The 18,867-nt window shown below is 66.3% G+C and carries 15 protein-coding genes; 2 read left to right on the plus strand and 13 right to left on the minus strand.

Features of this window, described 5'->3' with window-relative positions; translation table 11 throughout:
• Nucleotides 1–218: 218 nt before the first annotated feature.
• From CJ179_RS00995 to CJ179_RS01065, 13 genes are all read right to left on the minus strand, one after another.
• Complete coding sequence (locus CJ179_RS00995) at nucleotides 219–1,061, minus strand: 3-hydroxyacyl-CoA dehydrogenase family protein (protein ID WP_095860438.1); 843 nt, start codon at nucleotides 1,059–1,061, stop codon at nucleotides 219–221.
• Nucleotides 1,061–2,257, minus strand: coding sequence for a thiolase family protein (locus CJ179_RS01000; RefSeq protein ID WP_095860439.1), 1,197 nt, complete (start codon nucleotides 2,255–2,257; stop codon nucleotides 1,061–1,063). Before CJ179_RS01000 ends, CJ179_RS00995 begins: the two co-directional genes overlap by 1 nt.
• A gap of 424 nt (nucleotides 2,258–2,681) precedes the next feature.
• The gene (locus tag CJ179_RS01010; protein ID WP_095860441.1) at nucleotides 2,682–3,665 is read right to left on the minus strand and encodes an NADPH:quinone oxidoreductase family protein; all 984 of its coding nucleotides are present in this window, start codon (nucleotides 3,663–3,665) and stop codon (nucleotides 2,682–2,684) included.
• Nucleotides 3,666–3,957: 292 nt separating this feature from the next.
• Nucleotides 3,958–5,622 carry an AMP-binding protein gene (locus CJ179_RS01015; RefSeq protein ID WP_095860442.1) on the minus strand — a complete coding sequence of 555 codons (1,665 nt, stop codon included), beginning with the start codon at nucleotides 5,620–5,622 and terminating at the stop codon, nucleotides 3,958–3,960.
• Entirely contained in the window at nucleotides 5,619–6,686 is a 1,068-nt protein-coding gene (locus CJ179_RS01020) for an acyl-CoA dehydrogenase family protein (protein ID WP_095860443.1), read from the minus strand. The genes CJ179_RS01015 and CJ179_RS01020 overlap by 4 nt, the downstream gene beginning before the upstream one ends.
• A complete protein-coding gene (locus CJ179_RS01025) occupies nucleotides 6,683–7,459 on the minus strand; it encodes an enoyl-CoA hydratase-related protein (RefSeq protein ID WP_095860444.1) in 777 nt (258 codons plus the stop codon). Before CJ179_RS01025 ends, CJ179_RS01020 begins: the two co-directional genes overlap by 4 nt.
• Nucleotide 7,460: 1 nt before the next feature.
• On the minus strand, nucleotides 7,461–8,348 hold the full coding sequence (locus CJ179_RS01030; protein WP_095860445.1) for a 3-hydroxyacyl-CoA dehydrogenase family protein: 888 nt from the start codon (nucleotides 8,346–8,348) through the stop codon (nucleotides 7,461–7,463).
• 9 nt (nucleotides 8,349–8,357) lie between these two features.
• Nucleotides 8,358–9,236, minus strand: a complete 879-nt coding sequence (locus tag CJ179_RS01035; protein WP_095860446.1) for a 3-hydroxyacyl-CoA dehydrogenase family protein — start codon at nucleotides 9,234–9,236, stop codon at nucleotides 8,358–8,360.
• Nucleotides 9,237–9,256: 20 nt separating this feature from the next.
• The gene (locus tag CJ179_RS01040; RefSeq protein WP_095860447.1) at nucleotides 9,257–10,009 is read right to left on the minus strand and encodes an SDR family NAD(P)-dependent oxidoreductase; all 753 of its coding nucleotides are present in this window, start codon (nucleotides 10,007–10,009) and stop codon (nucleotides 9,257–9,259) included.
• Nucleotides 10,006–11,229, minus strand: a complete 1,224-nt coding sequence (locus tag CJ179_RS01045; protein ID WP_095860448.1) for an acyl-CoA dehydrogenase family protein — start codon at nucleotides 11,227–11,229, stop codon at nucleotides 10,006–10,008. Before CJ179_RS01045 ends, CJ179_RS01040 begins: the two co-directional genes overlap by 4 nt.
• A complete protein-coding gene (locus CJ179_RS01050) occupies nucleotides 11,226–12,017 on the minus strand; it encodes an enoyl-CoA hydratase/isomerase family protein (protein WP_095860449.1) in 792 nt (263 codons plus the stop codon). Before CJ179_RS01050 ends, CJ179_RS01045 begins: the two co-directional genes overlap by 4 nt.
• Nucleotides 12,014–13,255 (minus strand): CaiB/BaiF CoA-transferase family protein, encoded by a 1,242-nt coding sequence (locus CJ179_RS01055; protein WP_095860450.1) that lies wholly within the window; start codon nucleotides 13,253–13,255, stop codon nucleotides 12,014–12,016. Before CJ179_RS01055 ends, CJ179_RS01050 begins: the two co-directional genes overlap by 4 nt.
• 1,196 nt (nucleotides 13,256–14,451) lie before the next feature.
• Entirely contained in the window at nucleotides 14,452–15,486 is a 1,035-nt protein-coding gene (locus CJ179_RS01065) for a TIGR03617 family F420-dependent LLM class oxidoreductase (RefSeq protein WP_095860452.1), read from the minus strand.
• Between the two features lie 565 nt (nucleotides 15,487–16,051).
• On the opposite strand from CJ179_RS01065, the gene CJ179_RS01070 reads away from it, so the two are divergent.
• Both CJ179_RS01070 and CJ179_RS01075 read left to right on the plus strand, forming a co-directional pair.
• Nucleotides 16,052–17,434: an MmgE/PrpD family protein gene (locus tag CJ179_RS01070; protein ID WP_179377483.1), complete on the plus strand. Its 1,383-nt coding sequence runs from the start codon at nucleotides 16,052–16,054 to the stop codon at nucleotides 17,432–17,434.
• Between the two features lie 5 nt (nucleotides 17,435–17,439).
• Nucleotides 17,440–18,804, plus strand: coding sequence for an MmgE/PrpD family protein (locus CJ179_RS01075; RefSeq protein ID WP_095860454.1), 1,365 nt, complete (start codon nucleotides 17,440–17,442; stop codon nucleotides 18,802–18,804).
• The last annotated feature ends 63 nt before the right edge of the window (nucleotides 18,805–18,867 follow it).

Consider the following 18,867-nt stretch of genomic DNA (forward strand, 5'->3'; position numbering starts at 1 on the left):
CCGACCACCTACCACTTCGGTCGCGATGATGGTCAACACAGCTCAGTGCTCAGAAACCTCAGGAGTGCTGACCTGTCGCGCCTGCTAGGCGGGCTGGACCAACATCTTCTTGGCGCTTCCCCGGGACGTGTTCGAATCTCGCCGCCGACGTCGACGACTTGCACGAATTCTCGCGCCACACGGCTGTTCTCATCACCGAACTGTGCTCGCCGGGTGGCTCACCAGGTGTAGAAGCCCTGACCCGTCTTGCGGCCGAGGTGTCCGGCAGCAATCTTCTCCCGCAGAATCGCGGGCGGCTCGAATCGCGCACCGACTTCGCGGGAGAGGTGTTCGGCGATTGCTAACCGCACGTCCAGGCCTACGACGTCCGTGGTCCGCAGAGGGCCCATGGGGTGCTTGTAACCCAATGTCATCGCGGTGTCGATGTCCTCTGCCGACGCCACTCCGTCCTCGAGCATCCGCATCGCCTCGAGCGCGATCGCCACACCTAGCCGCGACGACGCGAACCCGGGAGAGTCTGTGACGGTGATGGCGGTCTTGCTCAGTGCGGCAACCCATCCCTGTGCTTCGGTCACCAAGTCTGCGGCGGTCTTCGCACCCACCACGATCTCCACCAACTCGCTTGCGGGTACCGGGTTGAAGAAGTGCAGTCCCAGGAACCGCTCGGGTCGAGCCAACCCGGTCGCCAGCTGATCGACCGACAAGGAACTGGTGTTGGTGGCCAGCACCGCCTCTGAGGCGAACTCCTCGATCCGGGTCAGCACCCGGGTCTTGAGTTCGACGACCTCCGGCACCGCTTCTACCACCAACCCGCATCCAGCCAGTGCCACCGGGTCTGGCGCGACCGTCAACCGGCTTCGCACTTGATCGACCGATTCTGCGAGTGCGCCTCGCTCGGCCGCTTTCGCCAGGTTGGCGCCGATTCGTTCTTCGGCAGCTGAGACAGCCGTGTCGTCAGCCTCGATCACCGTCACCGAGGCGCCGGCCGACAGGAATGCATGCGCGATACCCGCTCCCATTCGGCCTCCGCCGTACACACCGACATTCGTTGGCAAACTCATTAGTTCTCCGATCCGGACGAAACGTTTTCAAGGACAACAGCCAATGCTTGGCCGACGCCGATACAGATGGCCGCCACTCCCCACCTCTGCCGGTCCCGGACCAGGCGGTGAGTCAGAGTGCCGAGGATTCGGGCACCGGAGGCACCCAGCGGGTGGCCGATGGCGATCGCTCCACCCCAGGTATTGACGATCGCGGGGTCGATCTTCCATGCGTCGATGCAGGCCAGCGATTGCACTGCGAAGGCCTCGTTGAGTTCGACGGCCCCCACCTCATCCCAGGAAATTCCGGCCCGGGTAAGGGCCAGGTTGGCGGCCTCGACCGGCGCGAATCCGAAGTTCTGCGGATCGAGCGCGTATGCTCCCCGCCCGGCGATCCGGGCTAGCGGTGCCGACCCGATCCGATCGGATGCCTCGGCCGATCCCACCAATAACGCGGATGCGCCGTCGTTGAGCGGGCTTGCGTTGCCCGCTGTGATCGTTCCGGCTTGCCGGAATGACGGCTTCAGTCCCGCCAGTTTCTCCGGGGTGGAGTCCGGCCGGATGCTCTCGTCTTGGGCCAGGTGGACGCCCGGAACAGCGACTACGAGGTCGTCGTACCACCCCGATTTCCAGGCAGTGTCGGCGAGAATGTGTGAACGGACTGCGAACTCGTCCTGCCGGTTCCGGGAAATCGCGAATTTGTCGGCTAGCTGCTCGTTGCATTCCCCCAATGACACCGTCCATTCGGCCGGCATCTTCGGGTTGACCAGGCGCCATCCGAGGGTGGTCGAGACCGCGGCGGTGTCACCGGCGGGGAAGGCACGAGATGGCTTCGGCATCACCCACGGGGCCCGAGTCATCGACTCGACGCCGCCGGCCAGCACGATGTCCGCGTCCCCTGATTCGACCGTGCGTGACGCGATCATCGCTGCGTCCAGTGACGACCCGCACAACCGGTTCACCGTGGTCGCCGGCACACTGGTCGGCAATCCGGCGAGCAACGCCGCCATTCGGCCGACGTTGCGGTTCTCTTCACCGGCACCGTTGGCGTTGCCCCAGACGATGTCGCCGATCTCTGACGGATCCAAGGTGGGCGTTTTCGACAGCACCCCTGACATGACCGCCGCTGCCAGATCGTCGGGACGGGTATCGGCCAGTGCTCCACCGAAACGCCCGAATGGAGTGCGGGCGGCGGCGAAGAGGTATGCCCCGGTCATTGAATTTCCTTTGCGACGGGTTGGTATCCCACGCCCCGCTGGGGTGCGGTGACGTGGGCATTCGATATCGGATGGTGGAATTGGACTGCGCTGCATCGCATTGCGGCTGTTACCGGAGGCTGCATTTCGCCGCCCTGGTCGTCCACCGGGATCGTATGGTTCGGATTCGAGAAATGCCGGTCCCGGATGCCGAGGTACGCGATCATCGAGTTATCGAGTTCGGCCACTCGCGGAGACAGCGAGTTATACGTAAAGGTTGGGTCGATCGGGCGGGTGGGTAATGTGCGTACCGGTCCGAGACGGTTTGGGATGTTCTGCGGCGTGCAACGAGGCGGGGGCGCCGGCGAGCCCAGCGCCCTCGGTGGCCGCGTGCGACGGAGAGCTCTCTGAACGTCGCCTGGTGGGGCGTCGAGCAATGTGGGCATCAGCCGAGTCCGGTGGTGACGACTACCTTGCCTTTGACCTTGCCGTCTTTGACGTATTGCAGGGCGTCGGCCACCTTGTCGAGTGGAAACGTGGTGTCTACGGCGGCATTGATTCTTCCTTGGTCGAACAGCCCGAAGATCTCGGCGAGTGTCGACCGCATCAATTCGGGGTTGCGGTCGTGGTAGTCACTGCTCTGAAGACCCACCACGCTGATGTTCTTCACCAGGAGATGGCCGGGTTTGATGGGGCTTTGACTGCCGGAGGCGAACCCTACGATCACGATTCGGCCTTCCCAGGCGGTCGCGCGGATGATCTGGGTCAGGAAGTCGCCGCCGAGCATGTCGAGTACGACGTCGACGCCGTTGCCGTCGGTGGCGGCGAGGAGGTCATCGCGCAGTGTCTCCGCAGTGGAGGTGAGCACGAGGTCGGCGCCCTGCCGCCGTGCGAGCTCACCCTTGATGCCGTCTTGGGCGAGAGCGATGACACGCGCACCGCGTGCCTTCGCCAACTGCACTGCGGCCGAGCCGACTCCGCCGCCCGCGCCGGTGACGAGGACCGTCTCGCCCGGTTGCACGTGGGCTCGGCGGAACAGGCCGAGATGCGCAGTAGACGCTACGAGCCCGAAGGCCGCGGCCTCCTCGTAGCTCATGCTGTCCGGGAGTTCGACCGCCAACGCCTCGGGCACCACGACTTGCTCGGCGTAGCCGCCGAGCTCGACCAGTGTCAGGACTCGCTGCCCGACGGTGATGCGGTCAACGTCCTCACCGACCGCGATGACGCGGCCCGCGGCCTCCTTTCCGGGGACGAACGGCCGCGGTGGGAGGGTTTGATAGGTGCCTTCGACGACGAGGATGTCGGGGAAGTTGATGCTGACCGCACCGACCTCGATTACCACCTCGCCGGGGCCGGGAACTAGATCGGGGACATCCTCGATCACCAGGCTGGACGGAGGTCCGAACTCAGTGACTAGTGCCGCACGCATGGCGGGCTCCTTTCGGGGTGAGTTAGCAGTGGATGAGACGGGGTGCGCTGGCGTTCATCGCGCGGAAGCCGAGGCTGACTTGGGGCGGAACGGCTCCATCACCGAACTCGGGTACAACCGCGAGCCGGAGGCCCGGTGGCGTTGGGCAGATTCCTCGAAGTTCCCGGCCCTGGGCCCGGGTCGAAGACGAGCTGTCGGCTCGGTATTAATCAGCCTTGCAGTGTGCATCGATTCCGCGGGCGGGGCGGTTCAGCGTGGTCCACCTCGGCTTCGGCGGCGGCTACCCTCGCGCTCACACGATCATCTCCCGGAGCTTGAACTTCTGGATCTTGCCACTGGGAGTCATCGGCAGCTCCGGGAGTGCGACGACCCGCTCCGGTAGGTAGTGCTTGGAGAGGCCTTGGGACAGTAGGTAATCCCCCAGTGTTGCCACGGTCGGCTCGGGGCTGCCGGCCTTGACGACGAGGACGGCGCACACCCGCTCACCGAGCCGGTCGTCGGGCATGCCGACGACGGCGGCGTTCAGCACGTCGGGATGGTCGAAGATGATCGACTCGACGTCGGTGACCGGGATGTTCTCGCCACCGCGGATGATGATGTCTTTGGTTCGTCCCCGCAGGGACAGCCAGCCGTGGTCGTCGAGGCTGGCCCGATCGCCGGTCTTGAACCACAAACCTGGTGCGAAGGCATCGGCGGTCGCGTCCGGCCGATCGTAGTATCCGTAGATCACCGACGGACCGCGGACGAGTAGATCACCGACCTCGCCCACCGCGACGTCCTCGCCGTTCTCGTCGACGACCCGCGCCTCCGAGCCGGCGAAGACCGAGCCGTCGGTGCTCTGGATGGTGTTGGGTTCCTTCGGTGTACACGAGACGATGATGCTGCACTCGGTCATGCCCCAGGCCGGGCAGATGTAGGCGCCGAGTGCCTCTTGCGCCTGCGCCGGCAGGCCCCGCGGCACTGACGAACCCGCGATGACAAGGCATTTCAAAGGGCAGGACGGGTCCCCGGCCAGGTCGGTGCGAACCATGTCTTGCAGGAAGGCGGGGGCTCCGAAGAACGTGGTCACCCCTTCCTGGCGGATCACTTCGATACCCCACTCGGGGTCCCAGCGATCGACGTGCACGCCTGTTGCGCCCAGCACGACCGTGAAGAGGATGCCCCATACGAAGCCCGTGTGGTGGCCGACCGGGGATGCCACCAGTTGGACCATCGGATCCCCGTAGGCGGTCGGACCCACGTGTGTCGCCTGTTGCCGGGCCGAGTAGATCAGAGTGTTGTGGCTGTGCATCGCCCCCTTCGGCTCGCCGGTGGTGCCGGAGGTGAAGCCGAGGTAGCAGACCCGGCTGGGCTCCGGGTCCGGGAACTGGCGGGTGGGCACGGCGGCATGGCTGGACCACAGCGACTCGCCGTCCAGCAGGTCTGAATCGTCCTCGTCGATGACGATCACGTGCTCGAGGGTGGGAATTTGTGCACGGAGCGTGCGGGAGAGTTCGAGGTGGTCGTTGCTGCGCCAGCGGCGCGGGATGACGAGTACCTTGGCCTTGCTCCGCCGCAGGATCGCCGCAGCCTGCTTCTCACCGTAGGCGACCGGGATGCCGGCGTAGATCGCGCCGATCTCGTTGATCCCGAACACCATCTCGGGGTATTCCACCCAGTTCGGCAGCATCAGCACGACCGCGTCACCGACACCGACCCCGAGCGAGGCGAAGACGCTGGCGGCGTGGTGCGCGTTCTGGTCGAACTGCCGGTAGGTACGGGTGATCCGGTCACCCTCGCTGCGCCGGCCGATCAGAGCGACTCGGTCTGGGTCGGTCTCGGCGATGTCAGTCAGCAGCGACCGGATCGACCGGTTCTCCCACCAGCCCTCGGCTCGCCAGGCGGCGGCGGTCTCGTCGTCGATCGGTGTGGCCTGGCCGTCGAGGACGTCGGCCAGTGGCCGGTAGGTCGAGGTCATGACGCGTCCTTCCAGAGGGCGGTGGGCGCGGGCGGAAGGCTCACGAGAGCGCGGGCGGTGGCGATCGCGGCACCTTGGGTGTCGACCGCGGCGCGGAGTGACACCGCGTCGCGCAGTCGACATTCGGCGCTGTATTCCGTGAGGTAGCCGTAGCCGCCGTGCGATTGCAGGGCGTCGGCGGCGACCTGGATCGCGCTGTCGCAGGCCTGCTGCGCGGCGGCGAGCGCCTGCACCGGGTTCTCGGCGGTCAGAGCGGCGCCCAGGATGGTAATCGAGCGGGCGGCTTGACCGAGCAGGGACTGGCGCACCGTGGGAATTGCGGTGAGGGTGTCGCCGAACTGGTGGCGGTCGGCGGCGTAGTCCGCGGCCGCGTCGGCAGCGGCACCGGCGATACCGGCCGCCACAGCGGCCGCGCCGAGCCGCAGTCGGTTTCGGGCGGAGGTGGCGTCGATTCCGGTCAGTTCGTCGATTGTGTCGGTGGTGGCCTCGACATCCGCGGCTCGGGTGAGTGCGCCGCCGAGCCCGGTGCGGCGCAGCGCGGTGAACGTGACCGCGGCGGAGGACACCAACAGTGCTCTGTCGCTACCGTCGAGCACCAGCAGGTGTGGCCTCAGAGCGGCGGCGTCGACTCGGTCGATCGAGCCGGTGAGCGCGTTGCCGGTGAATGTTAGCCGGACGTGCGCCGAGACGGTGTCGACGACCGCGACGGACGCCTGCCCGGTATGGATCTGGGCGACGAGGTCGGTGAATCGGTTGTCGCCGGCGAGGACGTCGATGGCGGCGTGTGCCTGCGCGGCAGCCCAGCCGAGCGCGGGCCAGGCACGGCCGAGCCGTTCGAGGGCGAGCGCGGTCAGTTCCCGCTCCGCGCCCCCTCCACCCGCGGATTCGGCTGTGCCGAGGGTCCAGACCCCGAGCTCGGCTAGTTCGGTGACCAGTGCGGCCACTGCATCCGGGTCGTCGTCGAGCACAGGGTCGTGCGCGGCGTAAAACGCGTCCAGCATGGCGCGCAGATCACTCTGATCACTGGTGAGGGCGGGACCCCACCACCCCGATGACCAGCTCACGACCAGAAGCTCTCGGTCTTGGGCTGACGGCGCTCGCCGAACGCCGCACTGACTTCGTGCGCCTCCTTGGTCTGGAGGTAGAGAGTCAGCTGCTGGTCGTGGGCCATCCGTGCCTGGCCGGAGACACCGTTGTGGCGGGCGGAGAAGGCGCCCTTCATCCCGCCGATCGCCAGCGGGCTTCGGGTCGTGATCTCACGGGCCACCTCGGCGGCGCGAGCCTGGAGTTCGGAGAAGGCGACGACCTCGTTGACCAGGCCCATCTCGCGGGCCTGCTCGGCGGTGTATTTCTTGTTGAGGTACCACATCTCCTTGGCGCGCTTACGGCCGATCGTGTCCTCGAGGTACCAGCTGCCGTATCCGGCGTCGAAGCTGCCCACCATCGGGCCGACCTGCCGGAAGACCGCGTTCTCCGAGGCGATGGTCAGGTCGCAGACAGTGTGCAGCACGTTGCCGCCGCCGACCGCGAAGCCGTTGACGGCGGCGATGATCGGCTTCGCGATGGTGTCGATCGCCTGGTAGACGTCGATGATCGGCAGCACCTGGGACTGGTCGAGGGAGGTGACCGGATCGTGCTCGCCGCCGATGCAGAAGAACTTCTCACCGGCACCGGTCAGCACCGCGGCACGCAGCTGCGGGTCGAGCCGGAACTTCTGCAGCGCGTCGAACAGTTCCAGGCAGCTCTGGTAGCGGAACTTGTTTCCTGCATCGGGCCGGTTGATCGTGATGGTGAGGACCGGGCCGTCGATGCTGGTCAGGATGTCGTCGTATGCCATGTCAGTTGTTCTCCTCGGTGGGCTGTCCGGTGCGAAATCCGTGGCCGTTCTTGTCGCCGAGCCGGCCGGCGGCGACCATCCGACGCAGCAGGGGTGGCGGCGCGTACCGCGAGTCCAGCGTGGCGGCGTATGCCGCGTCGGACGCGTGGAGGTGGGCGTCGAGGCCGATCCTGTCGAGCATCTTCAGGGGCCCGGTCTTGTAGCCGAGGCCGAGCTCGAGGGCGACGTCGATGTCCTCCGCGGTGGCCAGACCGTCGTCGTACTCTGCGACGACGTCGTTGAGATAGGGCAGCAGTAGGGAATTGACCAGGAACCCGGGCAGATCCTTGACCACGACCGCGACTTTCTCGGCGAGGGTGTCGACAAGCGCGACGAGCCGCTCGATCAGGTCCCCGTCGGTCTGCAGAGCGGGCACCACCTCGACGGTGCGCTGTACCGGTGCTGGGTTGAAGAAGTGCAACCCGGCCACACGCGCCGGGTTGGGCAGCGCGGCAGCGAGATCGGTGACCGAGAGCGCAGAAGTGTTGGTCAGGAGGGGAACTTGCTCCCCCACCACGGCGGCCACTTCGCGCAACAGGACCGTCTTCACCTCTGCGTTCTCGGTAACCGACTCGATCACGGCGTCGACACCGGCGAGGTCGGCCACGTGCGTGGTGGTGATGATGCGGGTCAGAACCGCGGTCTTGTTCTCGTCGGTGACGGTGCCGCGGGCGATGCTGTCGTCGAGGAACGCGGCGACAGAGGCACAGCCCGCTTCCAGACGGTCCTGGTCTGTGTCGAGGACGATCACCTTGCGCCCGGAGGTGGCCAGCACGTGGGCGATGCCGGCGCCCATGGTGCCGAACCCGAGCAGACCGATCGTCGAGAAGTCGGTGGTGGACTCGCTCATGGTTACTCCTCAGGACCCGAAGAGTCGGGTGTCGTCGTAGTCGTAGAAACCGCGGCCGGTCTTGCGGCCCAGATCGCCCGCGGCGACCATTCGCTCGACCATCGGTGGCGGGAAGAACTTCGGGTCGCGCAATTGCTCGTAGAGGCGGGTGGCGACCTGCTGGTGAATGTCCATGCCGACGATGTCGAGGAGCCGGAATGGTCCCATCGGGTGGCCGAGGGAACCCAGCACGGCTGCGTCGATCGACTCCTTGGTGCCCACGCCGGCCTCGAGGGCGCGGATGCAGGAGTTCTCCCACGGGATGAGGAACCGGTTGACGATGAACCCGGGCCGGTCCTTGGTGACCACGCTGGTCTTGCCCAGCGAGCCGAGGAATTCGATGGTCGCCTTGTGGGCCCAGTCGGCGGTGTGCCGACCGTCGGCGACCTCGACGAGCTTCATCAAGGGCGCCGGGTTGCAGTAGTGGGTACCCACGACCCGCTCGGGCAGCCGGGAACCGGAGGCGATGCCGGTGACCGACAGCGTCGAGGTGTTGGTGTGGAACAGAGTCGATTCCGAGACGATCTCGTCGAGCCGGCCGAAGGTGTCCTTCTTCAATGCGAGGTCCTCGAAGACGGCCTCGACGATCACGTCGCACGGTGCGAGGTCGGTGAGGTCGGTGGTGCCGACCAGGCTGTTCTTGGCGGACCGGCCGGCCTCGGCGTCGAGCTTGCCGAGCTTGACGCTCTTGTCGAAGAAGCCGTGCACGGTGTCGATACCGCGTTGCAGATTGGTGTCGTTGATGTCGAAGAGGATCGTCTGGTGGCCGGCCCGGGCCATCACGGTCGCGATCCCGGAGCCCATCGTGCCGGCGCCGAGGACGGCGACGGTCTTGCTGTCGTTACTCACTAGTTGTCCTCCGGTCGGTTTCAGCGGACGCTCTGGCCGCCATCGATGACGATGACCTCGCCAGTCATGAAGTTCGAGTCGCCACCGGCAAGCAGCAGCAACCACGGTTTGAGTTCGTCGGGTTCACCCAGCCGGCGCGCGGGGATGGCCCGCACCACGCTGGCCAAGGCGTCGGCGTCCTCACGCATCTCGGCGTTGAGGGCTGTGGCGAAGTACCCGGGTGCGATGGCATTGACCTGGATGCCGTACCGCGCCCACTCGATCGCCATCGAGCGCGTGAAGGCGATGACCCCGGCCTTGGAGGCGGAATAGGCCGCGTGGTTCGCAACACCCTGCAGGGCGAAGTTGGAAGCGATGTTGACGACCTTGCCCGATTTCTGCGCAAGCAGGTGCCGCCCGACAGCTTTGGTTGCGAGATAGGTGCCGCGCAGGTTGGTGGCGACGACCCGGTCCCATTCCTCGGCGGACTGCTCGACGAGCGGGGTGGACGCGACGATCCCGGAGTTGTTGACCAGCACGTCCACCCGGCCGAAGGTCTCGACGGTGGCCTCGACCATCCGCTCCACCGACGCCTCGTCGGTGATGTCGGTCGGACACGCCAACGCCTGGCCACCGGCCGCCTTCACCTCCTCGACGAAGCTGTCGAGTTCGGTGGACGTGCGGGCGGCCACGGTGACCGCAGCACCGGCCTCGACCAACGCGTGCGCCATCGATCGGCCCAGCCCACGGCCGGCGCCGGTGACGATCGCGACCTTGCCTTCCAGTGATGTCATGCCAGTTCCTTCATTGCGCGGGTGGTCTCGCGGCCGATGAGCAGCCGCTGAATTTCGTTGGTGCCGTCGTAGATCTGCGTGACCTTGGCGTCGCGCAGGCACCGCTCGACACCGATATCGGCGAGGTCGCCGTAGGGCCCGAGGATGCGGGCGGCCTCGATCGAGGCCGAAAAGCCCAGGTCGGTGCAGGTCTGCTTCATCACCCCGATCTGGCCGGGGGTGATGTGTGGATCGGTGTCGGCCTGACGGGCGACCGCTTGGAGCAGCAGCCTGCCTTGGAGGATCCGGCCGCGCAGGTCGGCGAGGGCGAAGGTGTGCTCGTCGGAGAGGCGGCTGCCGTGCAGCCGGGTCAGCGCGGCCAACGTGCGGGCGTACGCCGCGCGCGCGAGCCCGACGCCCTGTGCGGCGGCGCTGATGCGGGACTTGACCACCGAACTCATCACGACCGACCAACCCCGGCCCTGCTCACCGAGAAGGTTCGCTCGCGGGATCGCGACGTGGTCGAAGAAGAGTTCTGCGGTGCTGGAGCCGTGCATGCCCATCTTGTGGAACGGCTGGCCGTGGCCGACCCCGTCCCAGCTGCCGTCGACGACGAATGCGGTGATTCCGTCGCGGCCACGGGTGCGGTCCACGGTGGCGAAGCAGATGATGACGTCGGCGCGGTCACCGGTGGTGATGAAGGTCTTCTGACCACTGAGCGACCACCCCTCGTCGGTGGGTGTCGCGGTGGTCGTCAGGCTCGACACGTCCGACCCGGCGTCCGGTTCGGTGATCCCGAGCGAACCGTAGAGTGACCCGTCGAGCAGGCCGGGAATGTAGCGGCGCTGCAGCTCGTCGGTGCCGGTGAGCAGGATCGGGTAGGCCGCGTGCATCTGCGTCATGAAGACCAGGCTTGTTGCCGCGCAGCCGGCGGTGATTTCCTCCATCGCCACGGCGTAGGCGATGTTGGTGTCGGCTGTGCCACCGACGTGTTCGGGGAAGATCAGTCCACACAGTCCCGCCGCGGCCAACGCCTGGACGCTCTCGTGGGCGAAGTCGTGGGTGGCGTCGAGGTGCGCCGCCCGGGGCGCGACCTCGCGGGCCACGATGTCGCGGGTCTGTGCACGCACCTGCAGTTCGCGGTCGGTGAGCGCTGCGTCCGATGCCGGCTCGTCGAGCAGCTCGTGCAGTGCCAGGTATGCCTTCGGGTCGGTATCGATTTCGAGGGGCTCGACAGTCATCGGTGTGCCTCCGGGTTCGCGAATTTCGCGGGCCGGCGCTCGAGGAACGCGCCGATGCCCTCGGTGGATTCGTCACCTGCGACGGCCAGTGCCGCCAGTCCGGTCTCGACGCCGAGCCCGGCGTCGAGGGGGGCGTCGCGGCCGACCTCGAGCGCATGGAGGATGGCGCGGACCGCCAACGGGCCCTGTGCTGCGATCTTCTCGGCGAGGGCTGTCGCAGTGGCCAATAACTGATCGGGCTCGACCGGCGGGATAGGGGTCAGTCCGAGCGCGTAGGCGCGGTCGGCGTCGAGTCGGCTGCCGGTGAGCATCAGATGCGCGGCGACCCGCTGCCCCACCGCCCGAGGCAACCGCTGGGTACCGCCGTAGCCGGGGATCAGTCCCAATCCGGATTCGGGTAGCCCCAGTGACGCTTTCGTCGAGAGCACGGGGAAGGTCGAGGTGAGAATCAGCTCGAAGCCGCCGCCGAGTGCGAGTCCGTTGACGGCAGCGATGATCGGGATCGGCGCCTGTTCTATGGTGCGGAAGATGTGCTGGCCCGCGGCCATGACTTCCCTGGCCCTGTCCGGGCCCATTCCCGCGAGTTCCTTCAGGTCCGCTCCCGCGCTGAACGCCTTCTCCCCGCTGCCGGTGAGCACGACCGCGCGCACTGCAGGTTCGGCGGCCGCGTAGGCGACGGCGTCCAGGAGAGCGGCGATCACGTCGGTGTTGAGGGCGTTGAAGGCTTCGGGCCTGTTGATCGTCACTGTCGTGACCGAGCCTGCCTGCTCTACCGTGACCACACTCATGAGACCGCTTCTTCCTCAAGTACAGCGGTCGACGGCTCGGTGACCGCGCCACTGAGGAGCAAACCGGCTACTTCGTCGTGGCTGTATCCGAGCTCGAGCAGGACCTCGCGGGTGTCGGCGCCGAGATCGGGGAAGCGTTCGTTGCGCGGCGGTCCGGACGCGAGCCGGAAGGGGCTGTGCACCGTGACCAGTTCGCCCGCCGAGCCCGGTACCGGCATCAGGGCACCTCGCGCCACGACCTGGGGGTCCTTCACGACCTCCGACAGCGTCTGGACCAAGGCCGCGGGCACGTCGACCTCACCGAGGATGCGGAGCCAGTCGGTGGCTGTCCGGGTGGCGAGCCGCTTTGCGATGATTGCGGTGATCCGTGCTCGGTGCTCGCGGCGGCCGGCGTTGTCGGCGAGGGCCGGGTCGGCGGCGAGTTCGGGGAGGTCGACGGCGGCGCAGAAGCGTTGCCACATCGCATCGTTGCCGACCGCGATGACGATGGTTCGGTCGGCGGTGTCGAAAGGTTGGTAGACCGCGAGGACGGAGTCGGTGCCGCCGCTGGGGGTCGGTTCGGGCTCTCCGGCGTGGTACGCCGCGATGCGGGGCGCCATGAGCGCGAGGTCGGTGTCGAGCAGGGAGACGTCGATGATCTCGCCTTCCCCGGTGCGGGCCTGGCGGACCGCGGCCGCGTTGATCGCGATCGCCGCGCACATTCCGGTGACCACGTCGGACAGCGCGGTCGAGACACGTTGGGGGCTGCCGCCCTTTTCTCCGGTGACCGACATCAGTCCCGAGCGTGCTTGAGCCACGAGGTCATATCCCGGCAGGTCGCTGTCCGGGCCGTCCAGGCCGAAGCCGGACAATGCGCAGTAGATCAGCCGCGGGTTGCGCTGACGGAGGGTTTCGCCGTCGATTCCCAAGCGAACAAGCTTGGCCGGGTTCGTGTTCTGGAGAAAGACATCTGCGGTGTCGAGCAGCCGCAGCAGCACCTGCCGCCCGCATACCGAGCCCAGATCGACGACCACTGACTTCTTGTTCCGGTTGGCCGAGGCGAACCAGGCCGAGGTCCCGTCGACGAACGGCGGTCCCCAGCTGCGGGCATCGTCGCCGTAGCCCGGCCGCTCGACTTTGACGACTGTGGCACCGAGATCGGCGAGATACATCGCCGCGGTGGGACCAGCGTAGGACGTGGTCATATCGACCACGCGTAGGCCGTGCAACGGCCCCTCGGTCTGGACGTTTGTGGTCATCGGCGTCCTTCGAACTCGTTCGTACAGTGGTTAGTTGGAGTGCAAGCCGCCGCCGCCCTTTATCGGCAGCTTCGGTCACGCCGTCCCGCGAGGCGGTAGCCGGCGGTATCCGGGTCGTGACGCCCGTGCCGGGCTGTCAGGGCCTCGCTTACGTCGCGAGCGCAACGTTCCGTGTGGCGCGACGCGTTCTGGAACAGTGCCAACCATAGATGACAATAAACACTGCGCGCAAGGTCAAACATTTAGCATTTCCGCGGGTTGGCTTCGCCAGTGTCGCTAGAGTTTGAGCCAGCAATCGGGCGACGCGATCGCCATCTCCCCGCCCACGAGTATTGCGATCCGGCAAGGTGCAGACACCTACCCGTTCAACCTCGCCAATGGCGACTACACTCCGCTCGCGAACAACCTCCAGCGATAGCCTCGGAACGAACGATCGCGCAGAGACCAGGCATGCTGAATGCTTCACGGCCGCCCACGCCCGGGGGACATCCATGCGAACCCCGACGCGGCCGCGAAGATCGCCCAGCCGTTTCATGGGCGACGTGGAGCCGACAATCTACCCGCTGGCGTTCCAGCTGAGCATCCCATCGTGGCCACCAACCCCGGCGATCGACGACGCGTGAAGGGCAGCGCTGAAGTTCCAGAACGACGTTATGGGCAGCGACCTCAGCGAGGACTTGCTCAACGAGCTCAGCACCGCAGCGCCCAGCAGCACTGCGGTGCAACATATTCGCGTCATCGGATGGCTGGTGGGGTGCGATCGTCGAAGCCAGATCGGGGACGTCGATCAGCCTGGGTGCCTGCACAGTTGGCGAGCCGATCTGCCGCTACGCACCCGCGAATCCGACCAACCGAGCGCTGCGATGCAGCATGACCTGGGCTCGTAGCCGGTGCGTGAACGACCGCGGGGCGCGCCTGTCCGATACCGGTCACGTCGGCGCATTCCGCAACAGCGTCGCTCCGCGTCGCCGCAACCGCGACAGCCAGCCGCGACCGCCGCCTGAAGACAGCTCGACTCGATCTACGCGCGAGGAGCGTCGACCATATGCACCGGTGGGTCCGCGGTATTTCGAGCAGATTCTCGGTGTTGGCTGCGGATGATGCCTGGTGCCGTGTCTGTCCGGACCACTCCGCAAAATCCGATACGCATAAAAGTCTCCGAACTCGTCGGCCTACTCCGACATGCGGTCGCACCCTTACCCGATTGACTGCTCAGTACTGATGGCAAGAGAAATCGACGAGAGTAGTTCGGGAGAAGTCGGATAGGGGGTGTAGAACCAGTAGCGATCTGCGATTCCGGAGTAGCGTCTCGCGATCTCGGCACCAGCGCGATCAGGTTCGGCGACAATAGCGAACGTTTCGAGCACTTCGTCGTCGATAAGGCTTGCCATCTTGGTCCATCGGTCGTCGTCTCCCGATCGCGACAGAATATTGAGCTGCCTACCGAGGGCATCCCAGCCGTGACGCTCGAGGACGGGCATGTATGAAGGCGTGCTTGCGTAGAACGCAATGCGCGCCCGGATCGCTTGCTTTGCGTGTTCGAGTTCTTTCTCGTCCCGGCCCGTTGCGAGAAACCCACGACAGCTCACCTCGAAGCCGTCACGCGCGCGGGTACGGGAAGACAGACCCCGTTCGACAGCGGGTAGAACGACGTCACGGAGGTAGTCCGGGGTAGAAAACGCGTGCACCAGGACGCCGTCCGCGCTCCGGCCGGCGGCCTCTAACATGCTTGCCCCGACACCGGCCATGATGATCGGCGGAAGTCCATGACCATGCGGCTCGGGCCGAAACATCGGCGTCATAAGGGTGTGGCGGTAGTAGGAACCCTCGAAGTGCAGTCGATCCCCCGTTTCCCATGCCGTCAAGATCGCCTTCACTGCGTCGATGAACTCCTCGAGCCGAGCCATCGGGTTAGACCATTGCATGGAGAAACGGCGTTCGATATGCGATTTCACCTGAGTTCCCAAGCCGAGAGCGAATCGTCCGCGCGAGTACGCCTGCAGGTCGTGGGCAACGTTCGCAATCGTCATGGGGTTACGCGCGAACGCTACGGCGATAGCACATCCGAGTTGGACCCGTTGGGTGTGCTGGGCGGCGACCATCAGGGGGAGGAACGGATCATGGGCCGTTTCCGACGTCCAGATGCCCGCGTAGCCTTCCAACTCCAATCGCCGCGCGGTCTGAGCCATTGCCTCGACATCGTCCACATCCAAGCGGGCGTCGACCTTCACAATCAGTCTCCTTGGTGTCGTAGCCGAAATGGCTAGCGATTCTTCGGAACTCGTTCGTACAGTTTGTGATTGAAGTCGCGGTCCGCCGCCGGATTCCTCGGCAGCGGCGGACCGCGAAGTCGCAGGTACCCGTGAGGCGGCAGGCGATGGAGGCGAATCCTCGCACGCCACCGGTAGCCGGCTCGGCCTGCGAGGCGATCCATCCCCGCCAATGCGCCCGAGGGTGGAGCGTCGCTGTGTCGGGGACCACTTCTTCCGCCCATGCCGACTGTAGATGACATTAACCATGCAGCGCAAGGTCAAACATTTAACAGCCCGTTACCGTGGCGTCCGCCCGTTCGCACGCGATGAGAATCCGAACACTCGGTCACCCGATTCCGGATCCACCCCCGGCGCCGCCCCTCCCGCGGCGGCACTTCGTGAAGCCCCCCTGACACGGGGGCGAGCGAAATTCGCAGCGCGCCCAATCCATCAGCCCCGGGGGTTGTGACACCCAACACGTCAATGTCAGACTATTAGCGATATGGCAATGATCTACCTCAAGTGAATGGTGGTGGTGTGGCACATGGTGGCGCAGGAGGATCTCGCAACGGTCTTCGGTCGGTACGTCGCGGAGGCGACGTTTCAATCCCTCCCGGAGGAGGCGATCCGAGCCGCGAAGTACAGCACACTCGACACGCTGGGTGTGATCCTGGGCGCGAGCGGTCTCATGGACGTCATGCCGGCCGTCGTCGAGCTCACCAGAGACTGGGGCGGTAAGCCGGAAAGCACACTGTTCGGGTTCGGCGGAAAGCTCCCCGCCGTTTCCGCCGCTTTCGTCAACGGCTCCATGGGCCATGGCCTCGATTACGACGACCATCTGCCGGAAGGTCACCATCCGAGCGTCACGGTGCTACCGGCATTGCTCGCCGTGGCGGAACGCAAGGGCGGCGTGACGGGCGAGGACTTCATCACCGCCCTGGCGGTCGGCCAGGATCTCTTTGCGCGGCTCCGCAAGAACGTCACCTGGAAGCAGGACTGGTTCATGACCCCGGTCGTGGGGACGCTCGCCTCCGCGGCGGCGTGTGCCAAGCTGCTCGGTCTGGACGCCAAGCAGGTCGCGGACGCGATCGGTATCGCCTGCACGCAGGCCGCCAGCACGATGCAGACCGCCTACGGCACCGGTGGTGACCTGCGGGGGATGTACGGCGGGTTCGCCGCGAAGGCCGCGGTGCTCTCGGCCCTGCTGGCCGAGAAGGGTGTCAAAGCCACCTCGACCCCGCTGGAGGGTAACGCCGCCTTTCTGCCGGTCTACTTCGGCGAGTGGGACCGGGACGCGATGGTCGCCGACCTCGGCAGCGATTTCCACGGCGCGAGCATCCTCTACAAGCTGTGGCCGAGCTGCGGTGTCACGCACGCCTACATCGACACCGCGCTCCGGCTGATGGGCGGGCCCGGCCGCACCGACGAGATCGAGACGATCGAGGTCTTCGGCGGCGATTTCGCGAAACAGCTGAGTGAGCCGACAGAGTTCCGCCGACGGCCCCCGACCTCGAACGACGCCAAATTCAGCATCCCCTTCACGGTCTCGCTCGCATTGCTGAACGGGACGGTGCGAGTGGGTGACTTCTCACCGGAGCGCCGCGCGGATCCGCTCGTCTACGAAGTCGCGTCGAAGGTCGTGTTCGTGGACGATCCCAAGTACAACTGGGGCAAGGAACTCCCCGCGGGGGCTGTTCGACTCGTCCTCGCGGACGGCCGCGAGCTCTACGGCGAGGCCAAGCACGACGAGACTCCCGGCGCTGCCCACAACCCCCTGAACTGGTCACAGCTGGTGACGAAGTTCGAGGACTGCGCCGGACACGCCGCCCGTCCCTTCGAGGACACCGAGATCAAGCAGCTCGTTACCACCATCGACCAGCTCGAGTCCGTCGCCGACATCGCGGCCCTCACCCGACAGCTCGGCTGATCGCGATGGACAAGTTGCTGACCTCACTGGTCGACTTCATCCAGGCAACCGACTTCGACACCCTGACGTCCGGCGCCGTCCGCGCCGTCGTACGCCACACGATCGACACCGTCGGATGCGGCGCTGGGGGGTACTCGAGTGCGCCCGCAGGCATGGCCCGCGAGGTCGCCCGCGGTATCGGTGGGCCCCTCGTGGCGTCGGTCTATGGCGAATCGGAGAAATGCCTCGTCGACCAGGTCGCCTTCGCCAACGCCACAGCCGACCGCTACCTCGACTTCAACGACTTCGGGGTCTCCGGACACCCGAGTGACATGATCCCCGCCCTGCTCGCGATGACCGAGGCGGTGGGAGGGACGGGGGCCGACGCCGTCACCGCGATCTCCCTCGCCTACGAAGTCGCGACCCGCCTGGCCGAGGCGGTGCCTCCTGACGGCGGCTGGGATCAAGGGGTGTATTGCTCGCTCGGCATCGCGGCCGGTCAGGCCAAGCTCCTCCGGCTGCCGCGCGAGCAGATTGGACACGCCCTCGCCCTCGCCGTCGTCCCCAGCATCCCGTTGCGGGTGACCAGGTTCGGCGAGCTGTCGGAGTGGAAGGCCGCGGCCACCGGCCACGCCGCCATGACAGCGACATTCGCCGTCCGCCTGGCCGCGGCCGGGATGAGCGGGCCTTCCGAACCGTTCGAGGGCAAGGATGGGCTGCTCGAACGCATCTGGCCCACCTTTGATCTCACGCTGACACCAGCGGACCCGTCGGCCATCGAACGGGCCAGCCTCAAACGGCATCCGGCCTGCTACTGGGGTCAGGTCCCCGTCGACTTGGTTCTCGAGCTGCGCGACCGTGCCGTCCTCTCCGACATCGTTGCGATCGACGTGGCGACCTGCATGAACGCGTGGCGCTCGATCGGGGGCGGCCGAGGCGACGCCGCGGAGAAGTGGCGTCCACCGACCCGAGAAACCGCAGACCACAGCATGCCGTACCTGATGGCGGCCGCCTTCGTCGACGGTGAACTGTCGGACGAGGCGTTCACGAGCGAGCGGCTGACCGATCCCGGGCTTTTCTCGATCATCGACCACATCAGCGTGGTCGAACGTCCCGATCTGACGGATCGAGCGACCCGGGACAGTTGCCCGACCGAACTCACCCTGACGATGGCGGACGGTTCGATGTTGTCGGCGGCCGCCGATGTGCCTCGCGGTCATCCGGCGAACCCGATGAGCGATGGGGAGATACGGGCCAAGTTTGAGGCCCTGACCCTGCGTGCCCTCGATCCCGACCAGGCAGGTGCCCTCGTTTCGCTGCTCGCGCGGCTGCCCGAACTCGAGTCACTCGATGCGGTGACGACCCTGTTCCGCGCGTTCGAACGCCGGTGACCCTTGACACCATCCTCACAGACCGCTCTAATGTCAGACATACAACTAAATGTCAGTCAAATT

The sequence above is a fragment of the Rhodococcus sp. ACS1 genome (assembly GCF_002300155.1).
Classification (GTDB): domain Bacteria; phylum Actinomycetota; class Actinomycetes; order Mycobacteriales; family Mycobacteriaceae; genus Rhodococcus_F; species Rhodococcus_F koreensis.